16 protein-coding genes are annotated in these 17074 nt (G+C 63.9%); 9 read left to right on the top strand and 7 right to left on the bottom strand.

Going from position 1 to position 17074, the window contains the following annotated elements:
- Positions 1-297 precede the first annotated feature (297 nt).
- The 7 genes from lepB to JQ558_RS31595 all read left to right on the top strand — a co-directional run bounded on the left by lepB (position 298) and on the right by JQ558_RS31595 (position 7600).
- A complete protein-coding gene (gene lepB, locus JQ558_RS31625; RefSeq protein WP_212038338.1) occupies positions 298-1056 on the top strand; it encodes a signal peptidase I in 759 nt (252 codons plus the stop codon).
- On the top strand, positions 1053-1880 hold the full coding sequence (gene rnc, locus JQ558_RS31620; RefSeq protein WP_212272805.1) for a ribonuclease III: 828 nt from the start codon (positions 1053-1055) through the stop codon (positions 1878-1880). The genes lepB and rnc overlap by 4 nt, the downstream gene beginning before the upstream one ends.
- On the top strand, positions 1870-2784 hold the full coding sequence (gene era / locus JQ558_RS31615; protein ID WP_212208214.1) for a GTPase Era: 915 nt from the start codon (positions 1870-1872) through the stop codon (positions 2782-2784). Before rnc ends, era begins: the two co-directional genes overlap by 11 nt.
- 32 nt (positions 2785-2816) lie before the next feature.
- A complete protein-coding gene (locus JQ558_RS31610; RefSeq protein ID WP_212208213.1) occupies positions 2817-3197 on the top strand; it encodes a hypothetical protein in 381 nt (126 codons plus the stop codon).
- Between the two features lie 125 nt (positions 3198-3322).
- Positions 3323-4075: a DNA repair protein RecO gene (gene recO, locus JQ558_RS31605; RefSeq protein ID WP_212038341.1), complete on the top strand. Its 753-nt coding sequence runs from the start codon at positions 3323-3325 to the stop codon at positions 4073-4075.
- A gap of 215 nt (positions 4076-4290) precedes the next feature.
- Positions 4291-6546, top strand: a complete 2256-nt coding sequence (parC, locus tag JQ558_RS31600; RefSeq protein ID WP_212272807.1) for a DNA topoisomerase IV subunit A — start codon at positions 4291-4293, stop codon at positions 6544-6546.
- A gap of 106 nt (positions 6547-6652) precedes the next feature.
- Positions 6653-7600: a cation diffusion facilitator family transporter gene (locus JQ558_RS31595; protein WP_212296247.1), complete on the top strand. Its 948-nt coding sequence runs from the start codon at positions 6653-6655 to the stop codon at positions 7598-7600.
- 16 nt (positions 7601-7616) lie between these two features.
- Here the strand turns inward: JQ558_RS31595 and chrA are convergent, their stop codons facing one another.
- Both chrA and JQ558_RS31585 read right to left on the bottom strand, forming a co-directional pair.
- Positions 7617-9020, bottom strand: coding sequence for a chromate efflux transporter (gene chrA / locus JQ558_RS31590; protein ID WP_212296246.1), 1404 nt, complete (start codon positions 9018-9020; stop codon positions 7617-7619).
- Complete coding sequence (locus tag JQ558_RS31585; RefSeq protein ID WP_212296245.1) at positions 9020-9838, bottom strand: chromate resistance protein ChrB domain-containing protein; 819 nt, start codon at positions 9836-9838, stop codon at positions 9020-9022. Before JQ558_RS31585 ends, chrA begins: the two co-directional genes overlap by 1 nt.
- Before the next feature lie 250 nt (positions 9839-10088).
- Between JQ558_RS31585 and JQ558_RS31580 the strand changes: the two genes are divergently transcribed.
- Positions 10089-11315, top strand: coding sequence for an MFS transporter (locus JQ558_RS31580; protein WP_212296244.1), 1227 nt, complete (start codon positions 10089-10091; stop codon positions 11313-11315).
- 32 nt (positions 11316-11347) lie between these two features.
- Here the strand turns inward: JQ558_RS31580 and JQ558_RS31575 are convergent, their stop codons facing one another.
- From JQ558_RS31575 to JQ558_RS31555, 5 genes are all read right to left on the bottom strand, one after another.
- Positions 11348-11764: a RidA family protein gene (locus JQ558_RS31575; RefSeq protein ID WP_212296243.1), complete on the bottom strand. Its 417-nt coding sequence runs from the start codon at positions 11762-11764 to the stop codon at positions 11348-11350.
- The gene (locus tag JQ558_RS31570) at positions 11754-12932 is read right to left on the bottom strand and encodes an MFS transporter (protein ID WP_212296242.1); all 1179 of its coding nucleotides are present in this window, start codon (positions 12930-12932) and stop codon (positions 11754-11756) included. The genes JQ558_RS31575 and JQ558_RS31570 overlap by 11 nt, the downstream gene beginning before the upstream one ends.
- Positions 12933-13066: 134 nt before the next feature.
- Positions 13067-14236, bottom strand: coding sequence for an MFS transporter (locus tag JQ558_RS31565; protein ID WP_212296263.1), 1170 nt, complete (start codon positions 14234-14236; stop codon positions 13067-13069).
- A gap of 52 nt (positions 14237-14288) precedes the next feature.
- Positions 14289-15653: an NAD(P)-binding domain-containing protein gene (locus JQ558_RS31560; RefSeq protein WP_212296241.1), complete on the bottom strand. Its 1365-nt coding sequence runs from the start codon at positions 15651-15653 to the stop codon at positions 14289-14291.
- A 49-nt stretch (positions 15654-15702) separates the two neighbouring features.
- On the bottom strand, positions 15703-16017 hold the full coding sequence (locus JQ558_RS31555) for a helix-turn-helix transcriptional regulator (RefSeq protein ID WP_212296240.1): 315 nt from the start codon (positions 16015-16017) through the stop codon (positions 15703-15705).
- 830 nt (positions 16018-16847) lie between these two features.
- Between JQ558_RS31555 and JQ558_RS31550 the strand changes: the two genes are divergently transcribed.
- Positions 16848-17048, top strand: a complete 201-nt coding sequence (locus JQ558_RS31550; RefSeq protein WP_212296262.1) for a GDCCVxC domain-containing (seleno)protein — start codon at positions 16848-16850, stop codon at positions 17046-17048.
- The last annotated feature ends 26 nt before the right edge of the window (positions 17049-17074 follow it).

The following is a 17074-nucleotide window of genomic DNA, read 5'->3' as shown; positions in this document are numbered from 1 at the left end:
GGGGGACCGACGTAAAACTAAAAAACATTGATTTATCAATGTATTACGAAGTTTTACCGAGGCGCTTGATTGCACGGCCGCGAACAACCGTCTAAAACGCCGCAGCGACACTACCGAGCCAGGGCGAATTCGGGTTTTGCGCCGGAATTTGCCTTCAACATCAGTATCGAAGACCATTTTCTTGACGCGAACGGAACTGTTCGATTCGCGTGAGGAAAACGTTCTGCCACCGTGCAGGCCAAGCCTCTGTTTAGTACTTGCCTTGCTTGAAGCAGCCTTGCGGGAATTGGGAAAGCGATGAGCGTGACATCCGGGACAAAAACTGAAAGCGGCTTGGGCGAAACCATCCGTGTCGTCATCCACGCCCTCCTGATCGCGCTCGTGATCCGAACCTTCCTGTTCCAGCCGTTCAACATTCCCTCGGGATCGATGAAGGCGACGCTGCTGGTCGGCGACTATTTGTTCGTCTCGAAATATTCGTACGGCTATAGCCACTACTCGATCCCGCTGTCGCCGCCATTGTTCTCGGGCCGCATTTTCGGCTCGGAGCCGTCGCGCGGCGATATCGTCGTGTTCCGCCTGCCGAAGGACGATTCCACCGATTACATCAAGCGCGTGATCGGCCTGCCGGGCGACCGCATCCAGATGCGCGAAGGACTGCTCTACATCAACGACGCTCCGATCAAGCGCGAGCGCCTGAGCGATTTCATCGGTGAGGACCCGTGCGGCTCCGACGCCACCGCGCGCGTCAAGCGCTGGAAGGAAACCCTGCCGAACGGCGTCTCCTATGAGTCGCTCGATTGCGTCGACAACGGCTTCTACGACAACACCACCATCTATACCGTGCCGGCCGGCCATTTCTTCATGATGGGCGACAACCGGGACAATTCGACCGACAGCCGCGTGTTGTCGGCGGTGGGCTATGTGCCGTTCGAAAACATCGTCGGCCGGGCGCAAATGATCTTCTTCTCCATTGCCGAGGGCGAACATGCCTGGATGTTCTGGCGCTGGCCGACCGCGGTGCGCTGGAATCGCATTTTTTCAATCGTGCGATGAACGACGAAACGCCCGTCATCAGGGATACCCCGACACCGGGCGAGAGCCCGCAGCCTGATGCCGGTGGCGAACCTGCGGCCAAGAAGAAGCGCGGCAGGGGTTCGGCCAAGGAATCGGCCAAGGCCGCGGCTGCCGCGCTCGAAGCGCGTATCGGCCACAAGTTCGCCGATCCCAACCTCCTGACATCAGCGTTCACGCATGTGTCCGCGCTCAAGCCGGCGCGCAACCGCACCGAAAGCTATCAGCGCCTCGAATTTCTCGGCGATCATGTGCTGGGGCTGATCGTCTCCGACATGCTGTATCGCGCCTTTCCGAACGCCGACGAGGGCGAGCTGTCAAAACGCCTCGCCGATCTCGTGCGCAAGGAAAGCTGCGCCGACGTCGCCAAATCGCTCGGGCTGGTCGACGACATCAAGCTCGGCCAGGTCGGCGCCAGCGCCAGCGCCCGTTTGCGCAAATCCGTGCTCGGCGACATCTGCGAAGCCGTGATCGGGGCAATCTTTCTCGACGGCGGCTACGGCGCTGCCGCCCAATTCGTCGAGCGCAACTGGACCGAACGGATGCGCAAGCCGCGCCGGCCGCTGCGCGATCCCAAGACGGTGTTGCAGGAATGGGCGCAGAGCAAGGGGATGCCGACGCCGGTTTATCGCGAGGTCGAGCGCACCGGCCCGCATCACGATCCGCAGTTCCGCGTTTCCGTTGAACTGCCGGGACTGGCGCTGGCCGAAGGCGTCGGCGGCAGCAAGCGCGCGGCCGAGAAGGTTGCGGCCTCGGTGATGATCGAGCGCGAGGGCGTCGGCGGCGGTGGTGGCAATGACAGCTGAATCTCCTGCCCAGACCGCTTGCGGCTTCGTCGCGCTGATCGGCGCGCCCAATGTCGGCAAGTCGACCCTGGTCAACGCGTTGGTCGGCTCCAAGGTCACGATCGTGTCCCGCAAGGTGCAGACCACGCGGGCGCTGATCCGCGGTATCGTGATCGAGAACAACGCGCAGATTATCCTGGTCGATACGCCCGGCATCTTCGCGCCGAAACGGCGGCTCGACCGCGCCATGGTATCGACCGCCTGGAGCGGGGCGCATGACGCCGATCTGGTCTGCGTGTTGCTCGATGCCAAAGCCGGCATCGACGAGGAGGCGGACGCGATCCTGAGCAGGCTTGCGAGCGTGCAGCATCCGAAAATCCTGGTGCTCAACAAGATCGATTTGATCCCGCGCGAGAAATTGCTGGCGCTGGCGCAGGCCGCCAATGACCGCATGAAATTCGAACACACCTTCATGATCTCGGCGCTGTCGGGCGACGGCGTCGACGATCTGCGCGCCGAACTCGCCAGAATGGTGCCGGCTGGCCCGTTTCACTATCCCGAAGACCAGATGTCGGATGCGCCGATGCGGCATCTGGCGGCCGAGATCACGCGGGAGAAGATCTACCGCCAGCTGCACCAGGAGCTGCCGTATCAGTCCACCGTCGAGACCGACAGCTGGACCGAACGCAAGGACAAATCGGTCCGCATCGAGCAGACCATCTTTGTCGAGCGGGAGAGCCAGCGCAAGATCGTCCTCGGCAAGGGCGGCGCCACCATCAAGTCGATCGGCGCGGATTCGCGGAAAGAGATCGCCGAGATACTGGGCCAGCCCGTGCATCTGTTCCTGTTCGTCAAGGTGCGCGAGAACTGGGGCGACGACCCGGAGCGCTACCGCGAAATGGGAATTGATTTCCCCAAAGAATAATCAAGAAACATCAGCGATGATCGGCGTCTTCGATGACCCTGCCCAGGAACGTAGTTTGGTTTGAAGTGCTGCTGTATATGTCGCTGACGCTGGATGCGGTGTCGGTCGCTTTCCAGGACCGCACGCCGAAAGGCGACATGACCGAACAGATGATCATGGTCGCGACCCTGATGGCGGCCGGCCTGATCCTGCTGCTGGTCAATTTCGTCCGGCTCGCGGCGCGGGAGCGCAAGAACTGGCCGCGCTGGGTGCTGGCCGCGGCGCTGGTGCTGTCGGTGATCTCGCTGGCGCAGGTGATCGGTGCGAACGGCCTGCAACTCGACAGCGCCATCGAGGTGGTGTCCTGCGCGCTGACGACGGCGGGGTTGTATTTTTCCTTCACCGGCGATGCCGTCGGCTGGTTCAACGCGTAACCGCGACACTGCGTAGGGTGGGCAAAGGCGCACTTGCGCAGTGCCCACCAATCTCGCGCGGACGGCTTTGTTGATCGCGGTGGGCACGCTACGCTTTGCCCACCCTACGTGATAAACTCCCACCCATGGAATGGACCGACGAAGGCATCGTGCTGGGGGTGCGGCGGCATGGCGAATCCTCCGCCATTGTCGAGCTCTTGACGCGCAGCCATGGCCGGCACCTTGGCCTGGTGCGCGGCGGCGCGGGGAAAAGGATGCGGCCGTTGCTGCAGCCCGGCAACAGCGTCACCACGGTGTGGCGGGCGCGGCTCGACGAGCATCTCGGATATTACGCCATCGAGGGCACGCGGCTGCGCGCGGCGACCTTGCTGGCGTCGGCGCACGCCACCTATGGCGTCACCCATCTGGCCTCGCTGGTGCGGCTGTTGCCGGAGCGCGACCCGCACGAGGACATCTACGAGATGTTCGAGCGCACGCTGGACGATTTCGACGATGTCGGCGGCGCCGCGGCGCATCTGATCCGGTTTGAGCTCGCGATGCTGGCCGAACTCGGCTTCGGCCTCGACCTGGAAAACTGCGCCGCGACCGGCGAGACAACGGAATTGATCTACGTGTCGCCGAAATCCGGCGGCGCGGTGTCGCGGCGCGCCGGCGAGCCCTACCGCGACCGGCTGCTGCCGCTGCCGGCATTTTTGCGAGAGGGCGAGGGCGGGACGAATGGCTGGTCGGACCAGGACCTGCAGGACGGCTTTCGGCTCACCGGCATGTTCCTGCTCCGCCACGTGCTGGAGCCGCGCGGGCAGGGCCATTCCGACGCCCGCGATGGATTCATCAACGCGGTGACCAAATACCGGGCGCGAATCAGTTCCGCGGTCTGAAGGCAGGGCCCGTCGTCCCGGCCTTGAGCCGGGACCCATACGCCGCGGCTTATCGATAAGAGCCGTGGCTCCAGTCGATTTCTTTCAAAAACACCTGGGGTTATGGGTCCCCCGATGCGCAATTGCGCATCTGAGCCTTCGCCGGGACGACGCCATGATGGTGTTGCCCCGATTCGCGGCTTGCCCGAGTCAGCCCAAAAGTTTAACCCGTCCCCATGGGAAAACGAACGTTACCGCCGGAAGAGCCGGCCGAAATCCATGAAGTCATGCTGCGGGATGCGCTGGAAGAGCGCTATCTCACCTATGCGCTTTCGACCATCATGCATCGCGCGCTGCCGGACGGCCGCGACGGTCTGAAGCCGGTGCATCGGCGCATCCTTTACGGCATGCGGCTGCTGCGGCTCGACCCCGGCACGGCGTTCAAGAAATCCGCCAAGATCGTCGGCGACGTGATGGGCTCGTTCCATCCGCATGGCGACCAGGCGATCTATGACGCCATGGTGCGGCTGGCGCAGGATTTCTCCTCGCGCTACCCGCTGGTCGACGGCCAGGGCAATTTCGGCAATATCGACGGTGATAATCCGGCGGCCTATCGTTACACCGAAGCGCGCATGACCGCGGTGGCGCAGCTGCTGCTGGAGGGCATCGACGAGGACGGCGTCGAGTTCCGTCCCAATTACGACGGCCAGACCAAAGAGCCGGTGGTGATGCCGGGCGGCTTCCCGAACCTGCTCGCCAACGGCTCCCAGGGCATCGCGGTCGGCATGGCGACGTCGATCCCGCCGCACAACGCCGCCGAGCTGTGCGACGCCGCCCTGCATCTGATCGACAAGCCGGACGCCAAATCGAAGTCGCTGCTGAAATGGGTCAAGGGGCCGGATTTCCCGACCGGCGGCATCGTCGTCGACTCCAAGGAAGCGATCGCCGAAGCCTATATGACCGGGCGCGGCTCGTTCCGCACCCGCGCGCGATGGACCCAGGAAGAGGGCGCGCGCGGCACTTGGGTCGTTGTGATCACCGAGATCCCGTGGCTGGTGCAGAAATCCCGCCTGGTGGAGAAGATCGCCGAACTGCTCAACGAGAAGAAGCTGCCGCTGGTCGGCGACGTCAGGGACGAGTCCGCCGAAGACGTCCGGCTCGTGATCGAGCCGAAATCTCGCGCCGTTGATCCTGCGCTGATGATGGAATCGCTGTTCCGGCTCACCGAGCTCGAAAGCAAGATTTCGCTGAACCTCAACGTGCTGATCAAGGGTAAGATCCCGAAAGTGGTTGGGCTTGCCGAATGTCTACGCGAATGGCTCGACCATCTGCGCGACGTGCTGCTGCGCCGTTCGAATTACCGCAAGACCCAGATCGAGAACCGGCTGGAAGTGCTCGGCGGCTACCTGATCGCCTATCTGAACATCGACAAGGTGATCAAGATCATCCGCACCGAGGATGAACCGAAGCCGGAGTTGATGAAGGCGTTCAAGCTGACCGAGGTCCAGGCCGACGCCATCCTCGACATGCGGCTGCGCCGTTTGCGCAAGCTCGAGGAATTCGAGATCCGCACCGAGGACAAGAACCTTCGGGCCGAATTGAAGGGCATCAAGTCGCTGCTCGGCTCCGAGGCCGAGCAATGGTCCAAGGTCGGCGACCAGGTGCGCAAGGTCCGCGACATGTTTGGTCCGAAGACGCCGCTCGGCAAGCGCCGCACCACATTCGCCGATGCGCCCGAGCATGATCTCGCCGCGATCGAGGAGGCCTTTGTCGAGCGCGAGCCGTGCACGGTGGTGATCTCCGAAAAGGGCTGGGTGCGCACGCTCAAGGGCCATGTCGAGGATATTTCCGGGCTCGCCTTCAAGACCGACGACAAGCTCGACCACGCTTTCTTTGCCGAGACCACCTCGAAGCTCTTGGTGTTCGCGACCAACGGAAAATTCTATTCGCTCGACGTCGCCAAGCTGCCGGGCGGCCGCGGCCATGGCGAGGCGATCCGCATGTTCATCGACATGGAGCCGGAAACCGCGATCGTGTCGCTGTTCGTCAACAAGGGCGGCCGCAAATTCCTGATCGCAAGCCTCGAAGGGCAGGGCTTTATCGTCAACGAGGACGATTGCGTCGGCAATACCCGCAAGGGCAAGCAGGTGCTCAACGTCGAAATGCCGAACGAGGCCTGCGCGATCACGACCGTGGCCGGCGACACCGTCGCCGTGATCGGCACCAACCACAAGATGGTGCTGTTCCCGCTCGACCAGGTGCCGGAGATGGCGCGCGGCCGCGGCGTACGGCTGCAGAAATACACCAGCGCCAAACTCTCCGACGTCGCGGTATTCGAGTCCAAGGCGGGGCTGAACTGGAAAGATTCCGCCGGCCGCGACCAAAGCATGAGCTGGAAAGAACTGGCCGATTGGCGCGGCAACCGCGCCGACGCTGGCCGCCTTGCGCACGGCCTGCCGAAGTCGAACAAGTTCCTGCGGGGCGTGGAGTAGGTTTCTGCGGCGTCGTCCCGGCCTAGTGCGCAATTGCGCACTAGGCCGGGACGACGATCAATTGCTGTGATAGTATTCGGATTTCCGTGCGCTATATATCCGCGCCATGGCGCAGGCTCACCACCACCACCACCACCACCACGACGACTCCCACGAACATGACCACGCCGGGCACAGCCATGCGCCCGACAGTTTCGGATGGGCATTTGCCATCGGCGCATCGCTCAATGCGGCGTTTGTCGCCGCCGAGCTGATCTTCGGCTATGCCGCCAATTCGCTGGCGCTGATTTCGGACGCCGTTCACAATCTATCCGACGTGATCGCGCTGCTGCTGGCCTGGGGCGGGGCGTGGCTCGCGCAGAAGCAACCGACCCAGCGGCATACCTATGGCTACCGGCGGGCCTCGATCCTCGCGGCGCTGTTCAATGCCGGCCTTCTGCTGGTCGCGGTCGGCGGCATCATCGTCGAGGCGATCAATCGCCTCTCGGCGCCCGCGCCGGTGGCCGGCTGGACCGTCGTGGCGGTTGCGGCACTCGGCATCGCCGTCAATGGCGGCACGGCTTTGTTGTTCATCCGCGGCCGCCATGGCGACCTCAATGTTCGCGGCGCCTATCTGCACATGGCCGCCGATGCCGGCGTGTCATTTGGCGTGGTGATCGCGGCCCTGGTGATCATGTTCACGGGATGGCTGTGGGTCGATCCCGCGATCAGCCTCGTCATCGCCGCCGTGGTGCTCGTGAGCGGGTGGGGCCTGGCGCGCGACAGCGTCAATCTCGCCCTCGACGGCGTGCCGCGCGGCATCGAGCTGGCAAAGGTCAGGGACTATCTCGGTACCCTCGATGGCGTCTCGGAAGTGCATGACCTCCACGTCTGGGCCATGAGCACCAACGAGACCGCGCTGACGGCGCATCTGGTGCGGCCTGACGGCAGCGACGACGCCTTCCTGCATCGGGTTAGCGAAGAGCTGTTGCACCGGTTCAACATTCACCACGCCACGCTGCAGATCGAGTCCAGCGGCGCGGTCTGCAAGCTGGCGCCGGCGGAGAAAGTGTAGGCGGCAGCGCCGCCGCTCAAATCATCCCCGTCAGCCGCAGCGCCACGCCGGCCGCGCAGGACCCCGCCAGCACCCAGAGCATGCCGATATTGAGGCGGAAGATTGCGGTGGCGGCGGCCGCCGCCAATACGAACGCGGCGATATCGATGCTCGACAGCACGGGCATGTCGAACGACAGCCCGAACGATCGAACCGGCGTCGTCTGCCGGAACAGCGTATGCAACGCGAACCAGATCGAGAGGTTGAGGATCACGCCGACCACGGCGGCGGTGATTGCGGTTAGCGCGCCCGCAAGCCCCTTGTTGCCGCGCAAGGTCTCGATAAAGGGCGCGCCGAGGAAGATCCAGAGGAAGCAGGGCGTGAAGGTCACCCAGGTCGCCAGCAACCCGCCGAGGGTCGCCGCCATCATCGGCGACAGCGTGCCGGGATCGCGAAAGGCGGCCATGAAGCCGACGAACTGCAGCACCATGATCAGCGGGCCCGGTGTGGTCTCGGCCATGCCGAGCCCGTCCAGCATCTCGCGCGGCTGCAGCCAGTGATAATGCTCGACTGCCTGCTGGGCGACATAGGCGAGCACGGCATAGGCGCCGCCGAACGTCACCATCGCCATCTTCGAGAAAAACAACGCGATCTGGCTGAACACGTTGTCCTGGCCGAACGCGATCAGCAGCGCGGCCACCGGCACCAGCCATAGCAGCAACCAGACCGAACTGACTTTCAGCGCCTTGGCGACACTCGGGCGGACATGCTCGGGCAACTCCTCACCGAGCAGGCTGTCGACAACGGCTGTTTTCTTGCCGCCGCCGCCATGTTCGACCGCGGCGAATTCCGACCGGCCGCTACGGGCGCCGAGATAGCCGATCACCCCGGCGGCAATGATGATGATCGGGAAGGGGACATTGAAGAAGAAGATCGCGACAAAGGCGATGCCTGCCAGCGCGATCATGACCCGGTTGCGCAACGCGCGTTTGCCGACCCGAACTACCGCCTGCACGACGATGGCGAGCACCGCCGCTTTCAGCCCGAAAAACACCGCCTCGACGAAGCCGACATTGCCGTAGGCCGCGTAGATATAGCTCAGCCCCATGATGGCGATGACGCCCGGCAGGATGAACAGGCCGCCGGCCATGATGCCGCCGGCGGTCCGGTGCAGCAGCCAGCCGATATAGGTGGCGAGCTGTTGCGCCTCCGGCCCCGGCAGCAGCATGCAGTAATTCAGCGCATGCAAAAACCGGCTCTCCGAGATCCAGTTCTTTTCCTCAACCAGAATGCGGTGCATCACCGCGATCTGACCGGCCGGCCCGCCGAAACTTAAGCACGCCACCCGCAGCCAGACCCGGAACGCCTCGCCGAAGCTGATGCCGTGTGCGTATTCGCGGTTGGCACCGGCTTCGGCTGTCTTGTTGATGGTCGCGTCCATTACGGCTTCGCCTTGTTGGTCGGCCAGTTGTGGGTTTCGCCGGTCGCATCGCGGCACCAGCGATAGAAGGCATCATACAGCAATATGCCTGCCTCCAGCTGTTCGAGATCGTCGTCGAACATTCGCGACAGGCCGAGCGAGGCGGCCAGCAGCCCGGGTGCTTCCGGCGAAAGATCGAGCCGTCCGGTATCGGCGGCGCGGACCATGGTTGCCAGCCGCAGCAAGGCCGGCGTTGCCAGGCCAAACTCCTCGACCATCACATCGAAGGTGCAGAGTTCACCGCGGTGGCTCCAGAACACGTTCTCGACGTCGAAGGGCGCCGCGTTAAAGCGCTCGCCGACCGCGAGCACTTCGGACGGTGCGACGAACAGGAACACCGCGTTTGGATCGACAAATCTGCGAACTAGCCAGGGGCAGGCGATGCGGTCGATCTTCGGCCGCGCCCGGGTGACCCAGACGGTGCGGCCTCGCGCATCGCGCGCGGGCAGCTTTGCGGCCGGCACCAGCGGCAGCTTTGCGGCCTTCCAGCCCTCAAAGCCGCCTTCAAGCGTTTCGGCCGGCACGTCGAGATGCCGCAGCCAGGCGGCGGTGCCTTGCGCGAGCTTCTGGCCGCGCAGGCAAGCCACGATGGCGGGACGGCCGGAGAACTCCTCGCCCCAACTGGCGGCGTCCTGATGGCTGCGCCTGACGGCGCCGGGGATTAGCCGCGGGTCGGCGGCAAAGTCCTCGTCGGTACGGACGTCGATCAGGACAGGCATGTTCGCCGTGCCGATCAACCGTGCAAGTTTATCTGGAGATATCGTGGTGTAGGATGACATGGTTGCGCCCTCGTTAAGAGAAAACGGGCGCGATACTTGGGCATGTCGCCTCGTGGGGAGATCGCAGAGTCCCCATGGCGCGAATTAACCGCTTGCCGGTTCCGCTGTCAACCTTGCAACCTTGCGCCGGTGCAGATTCCGACCTAGCCTGCTCCGCATCGGGGACAAAGCAGGCTCCCCGTCAGACGGTCCGCCGTCCAAGCTCTGCGCACCGCTCGACGTGTCGAGTTGCGCATGAAAGCATGGATCGATGGCTAGCATCCCCTCGGAATCGAACGTCTCGTCGGCAAATTCGCTGATCACGCTGCTCTATCTCGCGCGGGGTCTGCGCGGGTTCGGCGACGGTTTTGCGATCATTATCCTGCCGGCTTACATGACGCTGCTGGGGTATGACGCCGTCGCGGTCGGTATTGTCGCCACAGCCGCGCTGCTTGGAACGGCACTGCTGACCTTGATCGTCGGCTGGATCGCACCCCGGCATGATCTGCGTCCGCTACTGATGTTCGGCGCCGGCCTGATGGCGGCCACCGGGATTGCGTTTCCGGGCGTCGAGCATTTCGTCCTGATCGTGCTGGTCGCCTTTATCGGCACCATCAATCCGTCCGGCGGCGACCTCGGCGTGCTGGTGCCGCTCGAACATACGGTGCTGGCGCACAGCACGACCGACGAGCGCCGCACGCAGGTCTTTGCCCGCTACAGCCTGATCGGCGCGCTCGCCACCGCGGCGGGCTCGCTGGCGGCGTCGCTGCCCGATTTTCTCGTCGCCGGCGGCAGCACCCAGCTCGGCGCGTTCCGCCTGATGTTCTATGCCTACGCCGCGCTCGGTATTCTCTGCGCGGCGCTCTATCGTCGTGTCCCGCACACGCGCGGCGAGGAGAGGGCGCCGCAGACGCCGCTCGGGCCCTCGCGCGGCACCGTCTACAAGCTCGCCGCGCTGTTCAGCATCGATGCGTTCGCCGGCGGTTTTGTCGCGCAGTCGTTGCTGGTGCTGTGGCTGTTCGAGCGCTTCGATCTTTCACTATCCGCGGCGGGGCTGTTCTTCTTCTGGTCGAGCACGCTGAGCGCCTTCTCCTATCCGGTCGCCGCCTGGCTCGCCAGACGCATCGGCCTCGTCAACACCATGGTGTTCACGCACATCCCCTCCAGCGTGTTCCTGATCCTGGCAGCGTTCTCGCCCAATCTTTACCTGGCGCTGGGCTTACTGTTGCTGCGTTCGGCGCTGTCGCAAATGGACGTGCCGACCCGCACTTCCTACGTCATGGCAGTCGTGACACCCGCAGAGCGGCCCGCCGCCGCCAGCGTCACCGCGGTGCCGCGCAGCCTTGCGTCCGCGATCAGCCCGGCGATCTCAGGCGCGCTGCTGATGACGGCATTCTCCGGCCTGCCGCTGGTGGTCTGCGGCGCGCTGAAGATCGGCTACGACCTCGCGCTGCTGTTCTCGTTCCGCCACATCAAGCCGCCCGAGGAGTCGTCCTGACGTTTCGTTGGGCTGAAGCAAATTTGCACTGCTCACGCCGCGGCGATGGCCTCGATCTCGATCAGGAAGTCGGGACCATAGAGTTTCGAGACCTCGACCAGCGTCACCGCGGGCGCCGCCGGCGGCGTGACGGAGGCAAAGAAGCGGTTGCGGGCTTCCCGGTAGCGGCCGAGATTGTCCATGTCGGTGAGGAAGACCGTGAGTTTGACCAGGTTGGCGGTCGTGCATCCGCTTGCCCGCAGCGCGATGGTGAGGTTCTCAAACACCTGTTCTGCCTGCGCGGCAAAATCATTCTTGCCGACCACATTGCCGTCGCGGTCGAGCGCGGTCTGGCCCGCGATGAAGACGAGACGGCCAGCGCTGACGTCGACGATCTGCGAATAGCTGGGTGGGGTGCCGAGTTCGGGTGGATTGATGCGGCGGATCGACGGCGTCGTGTCAGTCGACATGGGTATCCTCTTGCTTCAGTGCCGGATGGCTGCGCACCATAAACAGCGCGAGCAGTGCCGCAAGGCTCAGCGCGGAGGAGACGATGAGAACGCGGCTGCCCATGATGTCGATCAGGAGGCTGAACAGCAATGGGGCAGCAGCCTGCGCCATCCGCGCCGGCGCGCCGATAATGCCGAGGCGATAGCCGTAATTCTGGGGGCCGAAGATCGCCAGCGGCAGCGTGCCGCGCGCGATGGTGAGGATGCCGTTGCCGGCGCCGTAGAAGATCGCGAACACGCTGGCCGCGCCGCCACCGGCCAATCCGAGGATCGCCGCGCCGATCGGATTGGTGACACATGCGAGCTTGGTCGAGACCAGCGGATGAAAGCGGCTGAGGAAGCCGGCCTCGAAAATGCGCGCCGCCACCTGCGCCGGGCCGAGCAGGGCGCCGGCGAACACGGCCTGCGCGGTGGTGGCGCCGGCGGCTTCCATGATGCGCGGCAGATGCGCGGCCATCGCACCGGTGACGGTCCAGGCGGCGGCGAACACGAACGCCAGCAGGATCATGGTGCGGTCGATCGCGATGTGCGGCTTGACGGCGTTCGCCACCGCAGCCTTGGCGCCCTTCACCGCCGGCAGCATCAGCAAATTGATCGGCAGGCCGATCAGGATATGCGCCGCCGCCCAGGCAAAGCAGGTGTTGCGCCAGCCGATGGTCTCCAGCCCCCAGGCCGACAGCGGCCATCCGACCGTCGACGCAAAACCCGCGAGCAACGTGATGCCGGTGATCGAGCGCCGCGCGTCATTGCCGTAGATGCGCCCGAGCGCGGCGAACGCCGCATCGTAGAGGCCCGCGCCCATGCCGATACCGAGCAGCAGCCATGCGATGGCCATCACCGGAATGGAGTAGCTGAACCCAAGCAGCGTTAGTCCTGCCGCGAATACCATGTTGGACATCGACAGCACCGATCGGCCGCCGACCAGGTCGATCTGCCGGCCGACACGCGGGCCGAGCAAAGCCGAGAGCACCAATGCTGCCGAGAAGGCGGCAAATATCCAGTTCGAGGAGACGCCGAGATCGCGCGACATCGGGTCGGCCAGAATGGCCGGCAAATAATAACTCGACGCCCAGGCCAGCGTCTGCGTGGTGCCGAGCGCGATGATGATGGGGAGGGGGCGTGCGCTCATGGCTTATCTTTTTCGTTGCGCCTGCTTGTTGTCGTTGCCGTCGTTCCGGCGTGCCGGAATCAAGTTGTCTATGATAATAGACAACTTGGAACCTAAGCGCCATGATGCCAGGTGGCAACAGGCTTGTGTCGCACTCATGCCTGAACCGTGGTCCGTCTCGACCAGTAGAGTGCCAGTGGCCCCAGCAGAATGCCCACCGCGAGCACGATAAACGCCGCCGTCCAGGCGGAGGCGCTCGACGGTCCACCGGCCGCATCCAGCGCCACGCCCAAGGCCCAGGCGCCCAAAGCCGAAAGGCTGAAGCCGACGGTCGAATGCACGGCCATCGTCGCCCCGCGGTATTTCGGGTCCGCCGCCATCGTCATCCCCGATGTCAGCGCGCCGGAATCGGCGGGCACGGTGATGGCGTAGGCCAGGATCAGCGGCAGCAGCAGCCATGGCGATTTGTCGGCGAACGCGCCGATCAGCAGCGCCACGACCGCAGAACTGAACATCACGGCCGTGATGGCGCGGCGGCGGCCAAACCGGATCGCGCATTCATTGCCCAGAATGCTTGCGGGCATCGCCAGCACGGAGAACAGCACGCTGACGACGACGGGGGTCAGGATCGAGCCGTCCGAATTCCTCGCCGCCACGAACGTCCAGAACGCCACCAGCCAGGTTCGGATGCCGTAAAGCTCAAAGCAGTGCGCGCCATAGCCGAGAACGAAACCCATCGCGCTGGTGTTGCGGAACACCGGCGCAAAATCCAGCAAACGGCCTTGCGCGGGCTTTGGCGTCACCGGGTGCAACAGGAAGCAGACCGAAAGCATCACCAGCGGGCCCAGCGCCGTCACCAGGAAGGCGGCGCGCCAGCCCCAGGCGTCGGCGACGAGCTGCGAGACGAGGAACGACAGTCCGACGCCGAACGAGAAGCTTGATGTGTAGAACGTGATAGCGCGCGATGAATCGCCCGGCGCAAGCCGATCGGTCAACGCCTTGAGGCCGGGCATGTAAGCGCCCGCAAATCCGATGCCTGCGATGGCGTTGAACAACGCGCCGGACCAGAGGCCGGTGGCAAACAGGCCGAACAGCAATGTACCGAGTGCACTGACCGCCGAGCCGGCAATCAGGATTTTTCGCGCGTCGATCCGGTCGGTCAGCGTCGCCAGCACCGGCACGGTCAACATGTAGCCCGCAGCGCCTGAGCCTGCGAGCAGGCCGGCCTGCGCGCCGCTGAGATGCCATTCCGGAATCAGGAATGCCGCGAGAATGGAGGGCACCACGACATGGGGGAGCAGGCTGCCGAGCTGCCCCACACACATCGCGACGATGACGGATCGGCCGTTTAAGGAAATGCGTTTCACCCCGGTTCGTTCAGGACGCGCAGCCGCATCCTGTTTTGCCTTGTTGCTTGGCATTAGCGTCCTCTGCGCAACAGGCGTCAACAGCTGATGGCGCCGGTCCGCCGCAGCACTGGCTTGCGCCGGGCGCGTCCGCGCGATTGCAAACGCCGGTTTCGGGCAGCACCAGTTCGACACGCTCTGCCGCCGCGTGATCGCCGGCAATATCGGCGGCAATCGAACGGACCTGTTCATAGCCCGTCAGCATCAGGAATGTCGGCGCACGGCCGTAGGACTTGATGCCGGCGAAATAGAAGCCGGGCTCGGCCTGCGTCAGTTCGCGCGCGCCGTGGGGTCGCACGGTGCCACAGCTATGCTCGTTCGGATCGATCAGCGGCGCCAGCGCCACCGGACATTCGATCGCCGGATCAAGCTGGATGCGAAGCTCGCGCACGAAATCCAGGTCTGGCCGGAAGCCCGTGGCAACGATCAGCTCATCGACGACGATTTGACGGCAGCAACTGCCCGCACCGGTTGCGACGGTGAGGCGGGGGCCCTCCGCCGTGATGTGCGAAACCCCAAACTCGCTCTCGACCTTGATGCGGCCAGCGGCGACCAGTGATGCAAAGGCCGCGCCCAGCTCGCCACGCGCAACCAGCTTGTCGTTCGCGCCGCCGCCAAAGGCCTTGGCGGGATCATTGCCCCGCAACAGCCAGACCGGACGTGTTTCCGGGACCTCGACGGCGAGCCGCGCGAGATCGGTCAGCGTGCCGATCGCCGAATGACCGGCGCCGAGCACGGCGACGGTCTTGCCGGCGTAGCGCGCGCGATCTCTCCCCAGAACATCGGGCATGCCGTAGGCGATCTTGGCCGCAGCCTGCGTCTCGCCGATGGCGGGCAGGCCATTGGCGCCGGCCGGGTTGGGCGAATGCCAGGTGCCCGACGCGTCGATCACGGCGTCAGCCTTGACGACCTTCGGGCCTTGCCCGTTCTGATAGCGAATCTCGAACGGCGCGGACTCGCGCGCTTTGGTCTTGAGCTTGTCGAAACCAGCGCGGCTGATGTCGGTGACACGGCTCGTCGTGTGGATGTGATCGGTGAGGGCGGTCTTGGCTGCGAGCGGTTCAAGGTAGCCTTCCAGCAATTCCGCGCCGGTCGGATAGTGCTGCGGGTCCGGCGAATTCCACCCCGTTGCCGCGAGTAGGCGCTCCGCGGCGCGGTCGATGTTGTACTCCCACGGCGAGAACAGCTGGACGTGGCCCCATTGCCGGACGGAATGTCCGACGCTGTCGCCTGCTTCCAGCACGATCGGCCGCAGCCCGCGCTCCATCACATGGGCGGCAGCGGCAAGGCCAACCGGGCCGGCGCCGATGATCGCAACGGATTTTGCCTCGCTCATGCTGTTCTCCCATCAAACTAGAAATATCGAAATTAGCGGCGGCGCAAATTCACGCCGCGGTCTGCGTATCGTTGCTTTCGGAGCCGGTGCAGCATTCCGCCACCAGGAACTCCACCAGCCCGCGCATCACGTCGTAATTGGCGTGGCATACGAGTGTGGTTGCGTCCCGCACCTGACTGATCAGGCCGACCACCATCAATGTCTTGATATGATGCGAGAGGGTGGACGGCGCGATCTTCAGCTTGTCCTGCAACCGGCCGACCGGCATTCCGGCATCGCCGGCACGAACCAGCGCGCGATAGATTTTGAGCCGGGTCGGGTTGCCCAAGGCTTCGAGGTGTGCAGCGGCGTCGTCGAGTTTCATGACGGCATCATGATATTCGGTACGAGACTTGTCAACTGTATTTCCAGAATTATGGAAATAGTGGCGTGTCCCGAACTCCATCAACGCGTCGTCCCGGCGAACTCAGATGGGCAATTGCGCATCTGTGCTCAAGGCCGGGACGACGGCGGTGTTTGTTATTGCACCATCATCCAAACGCACTTTCGCAATCTCGCGACGCATTGCGCCCGAGCTTTGCCAGAAACTTCCCGCCCTCAAATGAGAGGGCGCAGGGAATGCCGGATGCGCGCTGCACCCGCGGTCTCGTGTGCGAATAGTGCAAACAAAGCTGCACACGAGCATACAGGGCAGCGGAGAACATCCGACATTCCCTGCGCAATGGCTTTACGGCTTATAGCGCGCTCTCCCCGGAGACGAGTTCTCGATTGACTCCGTCGCCCCTGATCAGCTTTTGGCTTCTCAGGAACTTGACGCCAGCAACGGGCGCCAGGACCACGCGTCTTCGCCGTACGCCGCTGTCGCGTTACGTCTCCGCAACATCAGCGTCCACCGCAACCCGTCCAACGTCCGTGACGACGGCCGACGCCCTCTGAGTGGGACGGGATGGCTGTTATATAAACCGATTTTTGATTCTGTAAAACAGAAATATTTTTGTTTCCCGGGCTTGACATGATTTCTGTTAATCGTAAGTGATTTGCCCGTCGGGTTGTTTTGTCGCGCCTTGGCTGCTAGATTGTGCTTGACCGCTAGGCGACGCAGTGCGCGTTGCGCAGTTCGCGGTGGGGCGATCGACGATCCTTGTGGCGGCGTTGAACGCGATGCGGCTGAAAATGAGTGTGAGCAAATCCCTGATGCAGTTGGAATCAACGCTCACTTGCCCAAAGTGCAGTCATCAATCCGTCGAGACCATGCCCACCAACGCCTGCCAGTTCTTTTACGACTGCAAGGGCTGCGGCGAGCGTCTCAAGCCTCGCTCGGGCGATTGCTGCGTGTTTTGTTCTTACGGCACCGTGCCGTGCCCGCCGATCCAGTCGGGAATTTGCCGCTCGTAGTGGCAATATCGATAAGCCGCTTGACG

It is taken from the genome of Bradyrhizobium sp. AUGA SZCCT0160 (genome assembly GCF_018130105.1).
GTDB lineage: Bacteria > Pseudomonadota > Alphaproteobacteria > Rhizobiales > Xanthobacteraceae > Bradyrhizobium.
Note: the sequence above shows the minus strand (reverse complement) of the source record. Positions and strands in the feature narration are given on the sequence as shown.